The following is a 10191-nucleotide window of genomic DNA, read 5'->3' on the forward strand; positions in this document are numbered from 1 at the left end:
AGCAGGAACAGTAAGACAAGGAGCAAGTGAAGGAAGTCAAACAGCAGGAACAGTAAGACAAGGAGCAAGTGAAGGAAATCCAACAGCAGGAACAGTAAGACAAGGAGCAAGTGAAGGAAATCCAACAGCAGGAACAGTAAGACAAGGAGCAAATGAAGGAAATCCAACAGCAGGAACAGTAAGACAAGGAGCAAATGAAGGAGGTCAAACACCAGGAACAGTAAGACAAGGAGCAAATGAAGGAGGTCAAACAGCAGGAACAGTAAGACAAGGAGCAAATGAAGGAAATGAAGGAAATCCAACAGCAGGAACAGTAAGACAAGGAGCGAATGAAGGAGGTCAAACACCAGGAACAGTAAGACAAGGAACAAGTGAAGGAAGTCAAACACCAGGAACAGTAAGACAGGGAACAAGTGAAGGAAGTCAAACACCAGGAACAGTAAGACAGGGAGCGAGTGAAGGAGGTCAAACACCAGGAACAGTAAGGCAAGGAACAAGTGAAGGAAGTCAAACATCAAGCCCGGCACCAATGGAAACACCAAGATCAGTACCAAGTGGAGGAAGCCCGGCGCCAGTGGAAACACCAAAATCAGTACCAAGTGGAGGAAGCCCGGCGCCAGTGGAAACACCAAGATCAGTACCAAGCGGAAGTAGCTCGGCACCAGTGGAAACACCAAGATCAGTACCAAGTGGAGGAAGTCCGGTACCAGTAGAAACACCAAGATCAGTACCAAGTGGAGGAAGCCCGGCGCCAGTGGAAACACCAAAATCAGTACCAAGCGGAAGTAGCCCGGCACCAGTGGAAACACCAAGATCAGTACCAAGTGGAGGAAGTCCGGTACCAGTAGAAACACCAAGATCAGTACCAAGCGGAAGTAGCTCGGCACCAGTAGAAACACCAAGATTAGTACCAAGTGGAGGAAGCCCGGCGCCAGTAGAAACACCAAAATCAGTACCAAGTGGAGGAAGCCCGGCACCAGCCGATATTGTAACGGTGACACATAGTAGTCCAATTATTCCTTATGAAAGTGATAAAGAAGTGGCAGCAAGTAGCAGTAAGGAAACACGGACATTGGGACAATATACAACGGATAAAGTTAAACATACGACATCATCAGTGAAACAAAAAGTAAGAGGTGTACAAGAACGAATTAATACTTCTGAAACGGTACAAAATACAAAGCGTTTTTATCAAATGGGTCAAAATACGGGTAAAAGTTGGAGAGATATTGTAAACAAAAATAAAAAGAATACGGATAAAAAATAAGCGTAATCGTACGCTTATTTTTTATTGTCGAAAAGGAGGGAATCCCGATGAGAAGCTATCGAATTCCGAAGGAAATCAGTACAGAATTACGGATTAATAAAGTGCTTTATTTAATAGATTTCTTTTTATTAATTGGTTTATTAGTTGTAACGATGATTCTTAGGAACTTCGTACATGAGTCCTTTCAGTTACCATTTATTCTTTTCATGGTAGCTATTGCAATTATCATGATTTGGCGACCAAGTACGAATCCTCAAAAACGAATGTATGAAGTATTGATTATTACTTTGCTAAGAAGGAAAGGTGCATATTGCGCCATTGATAACGATCAATAAGGGAGGGATCACATATGGCGTTATTCAGCGAAAAAGATGTAGAAAAAGAAGAGCCAAAACAACTAGAAAGACCTAAGAAAAATGCATTTCGATTTAACGAAAAAAACGTAAAAGAATCAATGTCTGAACCAAAAGAAATTGTGAAGGTGGTACCCAACAAAAAGAAAGAAGAAAAACCAAAGGTAGAACCAAAAGTAAAAAAACAGAAGAAAGAAAAGCCAAAGAAAGACCTTTCGAAAAAGAAAAATTCAAAACTGTTAGGTTTTTTATCTAGAAAAAAGAAAGAAGCTCCACCAAAGGTAAAGAAAAGTATTGCGGAAATTATGCAAATTGTAGACATGACAGAGGATGGCATATTTGAACTGAAAAATGAGGAGTTTTTAGAAATTCTTCAAGTGGAAGGTGACGATATGTTCTCTAAGAATAGCGACGAGCAAGCATTTGTTATTTTCTCACATGCTTATTTTTATCAAGCCTACAAACAGTCCATTAAACTCGTTTTTTTAAACTTCCCATGTCAAACAACCGAACAGCAACGTTATATAGAGAAGAAAATTAAAGAATGTACCAGTCCTTTGTATGAACGAATTTTAAATCAAAAGTTAAAAGAACTGCAGTTTTTAGAATGGGGCAGAACCAATCGGGAAGCCTTCTTATTTATTTACGGAGAAACGGAATTAATCGTAAAAGAACGTGTAGATGCAGCAAAACGATATATCAAGCGCTCTACTGAACTATTAGAGGTGGATGAAGAGAAAAAGTTAGAGCTTATGTTTAAATTGTTCAATCAAAATGCAAAATTAGGAACGAAAAATATATGGTAGTAAGGGGGCAACAATATGTTTGCGTTCAAGAGTAAAAAATCTAAAAAAGAAAAACAAGAGGAACTAAAAAAGAAGAAAGGTTACAACCCCTTTTTAGTGGCTAGAGTTCAGCCACAAGGGGGAATTAGTTTTAAAGAAAGTTATTTTCAAACAGGTGATGGATTAGGTACTTGCATTCATGTCTATGATTATCCAACAGAGGTAAATGATTTTTGGTTAGAGCAAATTATGAATATGCCGAATGTGATCACAACATTAGATGTCATGAGTGATAATCGAAATGAAGTTGTTGAATCGATTAATAAATCCATGAGTGAACAAAGTGTTCGGCATGATACAGCGAAGGATAATATAGATCGGATTGATGCGAAAAATGAATTTTTAGAGCTGGAAGCTCTCTATACGGATTTGAAACAAGGTGAGGTCATGAAACGTATTCACATTCGTATTTATGTTTCCGCTAGAACAATAGATGAGCTAGAAAAACAAGTAAAAGAAATCCTGGAAACATTAGAATCTTATAACTTTCGAGGAGCTGTCTTTTTAAATGAACAAGAGTATGAATGGGATGCACTCGTAACGAGCTTTGATACACAAAAAAATTATGTGAACCGAAGAAAAGGGAAAGAAATTCCGGCAGTCAGTTTGGCTGGTGGGTGTCCGTTTCATTATTCCTATTTGCACGATCCATACGGTACGTATTATGGAACAACGAAAACAAAAGGAAATGTTATTTTTGATATCTTCCATAAAGACAATCAAAGAAAGAGTTATAACGGTGTAATGATTGGGAAGTCTGGTGCGGGGAAATCAACATTGTTAAAAAAGAAAAGTGTGGATTATGCAAGTAAGGGTCATTTTGTTCGGATATTTGATGTTGTAGAAGAGTTTACAGATACAGTGAAAGAACTGGGAGGAAAGACCATCTCATTAGACGGTTCTCAAGGTCAAATTAACCCACTTCAAGTGTACAAAACAGCAGAGCTTGAAGAAGTTAGTTTCACTCAACATCTATCTAAATTGACAATTTTTTATCGATTCATTGCGCCAGAAGCAAAAGATGATGAAATTAAAGAATATGAAAATTTGCTTCGTAAATTATATATTCGTATGGGATTATGGAATGACGAAAAAGGAGCGAAAAATGAAATTACAACAAGAAAATCAAAAGAATATCCGATTTTCTCTGACTTTTTAATGTTTGTTCGTAAAGAATTATATCAAGATGTAGAAGCTAGAAAGCATCATGATAATTTAGGAGACAGTAGAATTCATCGTTTAGAATTAATTGAATTAAATCTTACAAATTTAGTAGAAGCATATGCAGAATTATTTGATGGTCATACTACAATTGAAGATTTCAAGAAAGAACAAGTTGTATCCTTTTCCTTACGGAATATATCCAGCTTTAAACCAGAAGTATTCCAGGCACAGATCTTTAATGTGTTAAATCTCCTTTGGGATGAAATGATTTCAAATGGTGCGCCTCAATTAAAAGCCTTTAACAAAAAGCAACTTGCTTTTGAAGATGTAACTCGTTATTTCATTATTATTGACGAGGCGCATCATATCATCAACACGAAAAAAGAAAGCGCACATGCTCTACAATTTTTAACGAAACTTAGCCGAGAAGATCGAAAATATTTTGCAGGGCTTTTATATGCAAGTCACACGATTCGTGATTTTGTACCGGAAGGATCTTCACAAGAAATGATTGATGAAATTAAAAAACTATTTGAACTTACACAGTACAAATTTATCATGCAGCAAGATAATAACAGTTTAGATATGTTACGAAAAGTATTTGCAGGACAGTTAAGTGAAAGTGAGATTGCAGCGATTCCACATTTGCCAACAGGGGATGTCATCTTAAGTATTGGGGCTGTAAAAAACATTCATTTTCATGTAGAAGTAACGGACGAAGAATTGATGTTATTCGGGGGAGGTGCTTAATACTATGCATCTAGTTTTAAAAATTATACCAAAGAAATGGCTCATCACTTTAGCACTACTTGTGATGGGTCTTTTTTCTTTTCTTTTACTTGGAGTAGTAAGCATTTTTATTGCGGCAATGGGGAGTGATAGTGGAACAGACACGGGTGATATTACGTATACAGGTGAAGGGCAAGCCATGAATGTTTCGCCCGAAGTTTTAAAATGGGAACCTACGATTCGGAAGCATGCGAAAGCTTTTGGCGTGGAACCGTTTGTCGCTTTAATGCTTGCACAAATGATGCAGGAAAGCGGAGGACGTGGTAGTGATCCGATGCAGAGTTCCGAAGGCGCTTTTAATACGAAATATTGTAAATCACCAAACTGTATTACAGATCCAGACTACAGTATTTGGGCTGGTGTACAGGAGTTTAAACATGCGATAGAAAGAGCCGGAGTAACGAGTCCTGGGGACATGGATCATATTAAAACAGCCCTTCAAGCTTACAATTTCGGGACAGGATTTTTTGATTTTGTTGGCGCAAATGGTGGCAAGTATACGAAAGAATTAGCAATTAAATTTTCACAACAACAATATCAAAAAGTGAAACATACAGGAATGTACCATTGCCTTAGACCAGAAGCCGTACCATATCAAGCGTGTTATGGCGATATTTTGTACGTTGACGCAGTTTTAAAATATTATCAGCCGGGTTCTGTCGTTTCTGGTGGAGGAGGAAATCCAGGAAGTGGAGGCAGTAGCGGTTCAAAAGTTGCCGATGTAGGTCGCCAATGGATAGGACGTTCTACCTATGTATTTGGTGGAGGGCGTAACACAAATGACATTGCAAGAGGGATTTTTGATTGTTCAAGTTTTGTACGCTGGGCATTCGAACAAGTAGGGATGTATACCAGTCCGATAGGAGCCGTAAGTACGGAAACATTAAACAAAATTGGTACAAAAGTATCAGCAAATGATATGAAACCGGGTGATGTTATTTTCTTTGATACCTACAAACATGACGGACACGTTGGCATTGTAATTGATAAAAATACTTTCATTGGATGCCAAACGAATAAAGGTGTTTCTATTGAAGATTTAAATAATCCGTATTGGAAAAAAGTCTTTTCTGGTCATGTAAGAAGGTTCTAAAAACCGAAAGAATAGGAGACTAAAAGAATGAAAGATAAACGAAAATCTTTGTTTATTGTGTTTGTCATTTTAGTTGTAGGTGTGACAGCTTTTAATATCTATTTGAGTAAAAAGTCAATGAGTGATGGTAAAGAAAAACAGCTAAAACTTTCAAATGAATTACTAACAAAACAAAATGAAGACTTAAAAAAACGACTGGATAAGGTACTTCCTTCCGCACAAGAACAACAGAGAAGGGCGTATTTATCGACAGCCGAAACGTTTATTCAATTATCATTTCATCGAGAAAAAGAAGGCTACAGTGAGCGAAAAGAAAAAGCAAAATCCATTATGAGTGAAGAACTATTACAACAATTTTATCCAACTGATAAATACGAATTAGGAGATACGTATAAAACGAAACCAATAGAAATGAAGTTTTATTTACAAGAAAATGAACCCGATAAAGAGGAGGTAAATGTGTTAGCTGAATTTATAAATGTCACGACAGATGCAACGCAAAACCGAGAAGAAAAAGTAAACAATGTGTTACGAATCATCATGAAAAAAGAAAATGAAATATGGCGAGTTACAAGTGTGGAAGAGTTAAATATGAAAGTTTTATAACGGAAAAGGTGGGGTGAGAGTGTGATAGGAGCGATTGGTAAGAAGAGTGAAAGAATCAATCTAAGAAAAAATAAGTCGTGGATCTACTTAACAATTATCAGCTTTCTATTTTTTGGTTTTTTCGCTTTCTTGACATCAAAAATTTACATGCCAAACGATGAAAAACTATTCCATACAGAGACAAATAAAGTAATTAAGTTGTCGGGTATGGGGAAATTGATTGTAGAGAAAAGGGAATACAATCCACACAAAAACTTTATACAAATTTACTTTCGATTAGAAGGATATGAGGAAACAGGATATACATTTAAAGCACAGCAAAAAGCAAATCCAGGTGTTCAATTACCTGTCAAAGTATTGTACGAGGAGAACGGAAATTACGTTGTAGAAGTAAAAGACTTATCTCCGAATTGGGGAGCGTTAGCTTTCGATATTTACAATAAAAATGGTGAGAAAGAACAAATGGATATTCGTAAATTTACACAAGATGTTAACGAATCTGAAGAAGAAAATGCAGCAACAAAAAGTCCGAATAAATTAGTTCAGACAATTTTTACCGATCAAAGAAAAACAAAAGCGAATGACGAACTGATAGCTGAAGATAAAAAAACATATGAGCTAGATTTTATAGAAAGAGACAAAAAGGATATCGAAACAAAGATAAAAAATTATGGGAAAGCAATCAAACTGGAAGAAGAAAATGCAAAAACAGTTTATGAAAAAGTAAAGGAATTACAAGATGAAATGAAGTACCAAACTGAAGCAGAAAAAACGGAAACACAATCAAAAATAGCATCCTTAGAATCAAAAATAAAATCATCAGAAAAGAACGTTGAATTGTTTAAAGGAGAACAAAAAATTGCACGAGATAAAATCAAAAAGTTAGAGCAAAAGGCACAAGAAATTAATAAAAAGTGAAAAAAGTCATGTCGTCAGTGAGTACTCACCAGTGAAATTTGAGTACTCATTGAGTGCTCATCTGTTGGTTTTTGTATCGTCAGTGAGTACTCATCAGTTTAATTTGTGTCATCAGTGAGTACTCACCTTGCAGGTTTTCTTGTTCCCATCGTTTTGCTAGGCTCCGCCTAGCTTCACACCTTAGGTGGGAACAAAAACCCCTTATGCTCTTCTCACTATTTTTTGATCTCTACCCAGAATTGTAGAAAGGAGAGGGAAAAGTGGAAATTAGAATAAGAGAAGTAGATCCAATTGCCGTAAAGAAAATAGATGAAATGGCAAAGAGAAAGGGAATATCCCGGCAAAAATTTTTGAAAGCCCAAATTGAAATGCTGGCATTTTTTCAGCAACAAAATAAAAGGGAAATGGAATTGGAAAATCTTATTGAAAAGAACATCCATATGATGAGTGATTGTTATAGCGCAATGGAAAAAATGAATGAGTTTATTCAAATGATGATGCAGGATGTTGAAAATGAATAATGCCATTCCTGTTCAATCTTCCGTCACACCAGGTGTTGTTTTAAAAACGAAATTTCTGTTACCAAGTTCCGATGCGTTTCAGAACTATATTGATTATGTAGATCGGGAGGAAGCGAAAAGTGAAGTGAAGCTGAATCCGAAAATGTTCGAAACGTATCAAGACTATATGGGAAATTCAGAAAAGACATCGGCACTATTTACGGAACATGCAAATCGTTTAACAGAAAGTGAAAAAAAGTCCTTAAAGGAAATGTTTAAAACCGCTCATGAGAATGGAAGTATCATGTGGCAAGATGTCATTTCTTTTCATAATCCCTGGTTAGAGAAACAAGGAATTTATGATGAGAAAACAAAAACATTGGATGAAAAAAAGTTAATGGATGTAACAAGGCTTGCGATGAAGGAAATGCAAAAAAGAGAGAGGTTGGAAAAAAGCTCTATCTGGTCGGCAGCCATTCACTTTAATACGGATAATATTCATATTCATGTGGCAACTGTTGAACCATTTCCAACAAGAGAACGTGGTAAAAGAAAACCAAAAACATTAGATGCGATGAAGGGTAAAGTCGTAAATAATTTGTTAGATCGTAAGCATGAACAAAAACAAATTAATGATCTGATTCGAAACAATATGGTGGGAAGGAAAAAAGAAGATTCCGTTTTTGATTGGCGTAATCAACATTTGAAACCATTGTTTTTACAAATCTATAAACAGTTACCAAGTGATAAAAGACAGTGGCAATATAGCTACAATACGATGCAACCATTAAAGCCGCAAATTGATGAATTAAGCAGTCGGTATATTCAACATCATCATAAAAAAGATTACAATCAGTTTCTCCAAAAGTTAGATAAAGAAGTGCAAGTTTTTAAAGAAGCATATGGGGAAGGAAAGTATGATAAGAAGCAATATGAAAATTACAAGACGAATAAAATCAATGACCTATATAAAAGAATGGGTAACGCTTTTTTACAAGAAATGAAGGCATATGATAAAGAACAAAAAAGAATCCATCACATGAAAAAATCAAAGTCATTTCGAAAATTTCAGCAGAATGTATCTATTCAATATTCTATGAGGAAAGTGGAAAGTGCTTTTAAAAGTGAATATGAAAGCTGGAAGAATCAAAAGTATTATGAGCGTATGCAAAAAGAAAGTGCATATCAAAATGAAAGGGGTTATTAAATGAGCACAATCAGAAGACAGGTAACGATGGATCAAGCGACAGAGGATTATATAAAGGATTATATGGAGGAACACGGAATTCGATATACAGGGGAAGCAATGGGAAGAATTTGCAAGGAGCATGAAGCGGCAAAAAATACAGAATGGTCGTTAAATTATGTAACGGAAGTGGTATCAAAAAACTTACATGATGTGTTAAAAAGTGAACTAACAAAAATTCGTCTTGGTGCAAATAGTGCGGATAGAAATACGCAAATTTTAATTGAGTTATTAAATGGTTATTTCTTTTTAGAGGGTGTAGATAGTCTTATTACAACTGATAAACAAGAGATGGGAAGTGTGAAGATAGCAAAAGAAGTCGTAGCCGAACGGATTAGTAACGCAAGACAAAAACGTTTAGATTATGAGGCATCAAAGAACAATGTAACGTAAGCTACATTGTTTCTTTTTATAAAAAAACAGGAGGTTAGTAGGATGTTATTATTTCGTGAAGATATCGCATTAGGGGTCATTAAAGAGGTTGGAGAAGGTGAACTTATTTTACTTGTAAAAGAGGAAGAACTTGCAGTTCATGTCATGAATCAAGAGAATATGTTAGTTCCGATCAATGTAAAAACTCATGAGCTTTTCTTTGATACAGCTGAGAGATGGAATGAAGAAGATATGGAAGAATTATTGGAAGCATCTAAAGAAAAGTAAAACAATAAGTTACTGTATTGAAACTAGATGGCAAAAAGTTATCTAGTTTTTTTATTTGAAAAAGGAGGAATAGGCATTGAAAAATTTATATTTAATCACAAGGGATACTGAATCAACTGAGGCTGGAAAAGAACATGATGAACTAAATTTATATACCCAAAATAAGTACCCACATTTCAAAGAAATTCCATATAAAGATGGTGAAAAGAAATGGACACATTCTTCCTTTCAGTTTGAAATGGTAGCAACGGCAGAGCAAGAAATAGAAATAATTCAAGTGGCATCAACTTTCGCAAAAGTATATGGGTGGAAGGGCATTGATCTTTGGAAAAAAGAAATTAATGTTCAAGACGAATATGAAGATGGAGTTTATATAGAAGTAAGCGAAAAAGGCATACCTATAGGTTACGAGATATTTTTAGGGTTCACTGACAATTGGAATGTAAATTTTGATGAACTAATAAAACATTAATTACGTAATGAAGGAGTTCTTGAATCATGGCTTATAAAAAAAATATCCAGTAAAATCTGTAGAACAGAAAAAAGAAGAAGTTCAAGCACTTACAAAAGGAATGGAAAACAGCATTGAAAGCTATTTTCGTACAACAGGAGATTTGAAAGAGTATCTATCATTTATGGCAAAGTTCTATCACTATTCACCATCAAATATTTCGAGGGTGTTGCAAAACTAAAATAAATATGCAATGTTATGAATCAGAAAAACTAGCTGAACATGCAATAGATAGCGAT

Annotated in this window: 11 protein-coding genes and 1 pseudogene; all 12 read left to right on the forward strand. The window is 35.6% G+C overall.

Annotated elements, in window-relative coordinates; genetic code table 11:
• Positions 1–1267, forward strand: a pseudogene (locus ACQRBL_RS31265) (pLS20_p028 family conjugation system transmembrane protein); the annotation flags it as partial.
• 47 nt (positions 1268–1314) lie between these two features.
• The gene (locus tag ACQRBL_RS31270) at positions 1315–1602 is read left to right on the forward strand and encodes a DUF5592 family protein (RefSeq protein WP_001258281.1); all 288 of its coding nucleotides are present in this window, start codon (positions 1315–1317) and stop codon (positions 1600–1602) included.
• Between the two features lie 14 nt (positions 1603–1616).
• Positions 1617–2426, forward strand: a complete 810-nt coding sequence (locus tag ACQRBL_RS31275; protein WP_411996528.1) for a hypothetical protein — start codon at positions 1617–1619, stop codon at positions 2424–2426.
• Positions 2427–2441: 15 nt separating this feature from the next.
• Positions 2442–4379, forward strand: coding sequence for a VirB4 family type IV secretion system protein (locus ACQRBL_RS31280; RefSeq protein WP_012263720.1), 1938 nt, complete (start codon positions 2442–2444; stop codon positions 4377–4379).
• Between the two features lie 4 nt (positions 4380–4383).
• Positions 4384–5511, forward strand: coding sequence for a lysozyme family protein (locus ACQRBL_RS31285; protein WP_411996527.1), 1128 nt, complete (start codon positions 4384–4386; stop codon positions 5509–5511).
• A gap of 27 nt (positions 5512–5538) precedes the next feature.
• The gene (locus tag ACQRBL_RS31290; protein WP_074596408.1) at positions 5539–6117 is read left to right on the forward strand and encodes a MerR family transcriptional regulator; all 579 of its coding nucleotides are present in this window, start codon (positions 5539–5541) and stop codon (positions 6115–6117) included.
• Between the two features lie 21 nt (positions 6118–6138).
• Positions 6139–7035, forward strand: coding sequence for a hypothetical protein (locus tag ACQRBL_RS31295; protein ID WP_411996526.1), 897 nt, complete (start codon positions 6139–6141; stop codon positions 7033–7035).
• A 260-nt stretch (positions 7036–7295) separates the two neighbouring features.
• Positions 7296–7556 (forward strand): hypothetical protein, encoded by a 261-nt coding sequence (locus ACQRBL_RS31300; protein WP_065486300.1) that lies wholly within the window; start codon positions 7296–7298, stop codon positions 7554–7556.
• Positions 7549–8742: a MobP2 family relaxase gene (gene mobP2, locus ACQRBL_RS31305; protein ID WP_411996525.1), complete on the forward strand. Its 1194-nt coding sequence runs from the start codon at positions 7549–7551 to the stop codon at positions 8740–8742. The genes ACQRBL_RS31300 and mobP2 overlap by 8 nt, the downstream gene beginning before the upstream one ends.
• Positions 8743–9174 (forward strand): hypothetical protein, encoded by a 432-nt coding sequence (locus ACQRBL_RS31310; protein ID WP_411996524.1) that lies wholly within the window; start codon positions 8743–8745, stop codon positions 9172–9174.
• A gap of 42 nt (positions 9175–9216) precedes the next feature.
• Positions 9217–9441, forward strand: coding sequence for a hypothetical protein (locus ACQRBL_RS31315; RefSeq protein WP_411996523.1), 225 nt, complete (start codon positions 9217–9219; stop codon positions 9439–9441).
• Positions 9442–9517: 76 nt separating this feature from the next.
• Positions 9518–9913 (forward strand): hypothetical protein, encoded by a 396-nt coding sequence (locus tag ACQRBL_RS31320; RefSeq protein WP_411996522.1) that lies wholly within the window; start codon positions 9518–9520, stop codon positions 9911–9913.
• Positions 9914–10191: the final 278 nt, after the last annotated feature.

Origin of the sequence: Bacillus sp. AF62 (assembly GCF_050312695.1) — a bacterium.
In the GTDB taxonomy this organism is placed as follows: Bacteria; Bacillota; Bacilli; order Bacillales; family Bacillaceae_G; genus Bacillus_A; species Bacillus_A cereus.

Excerpts from the sequence above, each read along its gene's own strand:
- ACQRBL_RS31315 (WP_411996523.1), top strand. The coding sequence starts at position 9,217 with ATGTTATTATTTCGTGAAGATATCGCATTAGGGGTCATTAAAGAGGTT.
- mobP2 (WP_411996525.1), top strand. The coding sequence starts at position 7,549 with ATGAATAATGCCATTCCTGTTCAATCTTCCGTCACACCAGGTGTTGTT.
- ACQRBL_RS31290 (WP_074596408.1), top strand. The coding sequence starts at position 5,539 with ATGAAAGATAAACGAAAATCTTTGTTTATTGTGTTTGTCATTTTAGTT.
- ACQRBL_RS31280 (WP_012263720.1), top strand. The coding sequence starts at position 2,442 with ATGTTTGCGTTCAAGAGTAAAAAATCTAAAAAAGAAAAACAAGAGGAA.
- ACQRBL_RS31310 (WP_411996524.1), top strand. The coding sequence starts at position 8,743 with ATGAGCACAATCAGAAGACAGGTAACGATGGATCAAGCGACAGAGGAT.
- ACQRBL_RS31270 (WP_001258281.1), top strand. The coding sequence starts at position 1,315 with ATGAGAAGCTATCGAATTCCGAAGGAAATCAGTACAGAATTACGGATT.
- ACQRBL_RS31275 (WP_411996528.1), top strand. The coding sequence starts at position 1,617 with ATGGCGTTATTCAGCGAAAAAGATGTAGAAAAAGAAGAGCCAAAACAA.
- ACQRBL_RS31285 (WP_411996527.1), top strand. The coding sequence starts at position 4,384 with ATGCATCTAGTTTTAAAAATTATACCAAAGAAATGGCTCATCACTTTA.